This is a genomic window from Solihabitans fulvus (assembly GCF_008386585.1).
Lineage (GTDB): Bacteria > Actinomycetota > Actinomycetes > Mycobacteriales > Pseudonocardiaceae > Solihabitans > Solihabitans fulvus.
This window is the reverse complement of the sequence record NZ_VUOB01000422.1, coordinates 1-255: the sequence shown is the minus strand read 5'-3', so window position 1 is coordinate 255 and position 255 is coordinate 1. Positions and strand designations below refer to the sequence as shown.

The window sequence follows — 255 nt, the reverse complement described above, 5'->3', positions numbered from 1 at the left end:
CGGAAAAGGCTCCTAACAAAATGAAACTTCTCGTTGTGTTCGCAATGTGCGTGCTCGCCGCCAGCGCCGGCGTCGTGGAACTATCCGCGGACAGCATGAGCCCTTCTAACCAAGACCTCGAGGACAAACTGTACAACAGCATCCTCACCGGTGACTACGACAGTGCTGTACGTAAGAGCTTGGAATACGAGAGCCAAGGCCAGGGCAGCATCGTTCAAAATGTAGTTAACAATCTGATCATTGACAAGAGACGGA

The 255-nt window shown here is 51.8% G+C and carries 1 protein-coding gene; it reads left to right on the top strand.

Translation table 11 applies throughout. The annotated features are described in order from the left end of the window. Nucleotides 1-20 precede the first annotated feature (20 nt). A partial coding sequence (locus F0L68_RS46220) for a hypothetical protein (protein WP_149855493.1) occupies nt 21-255 on the top strand: 235 nt, incomplete at its 3' end.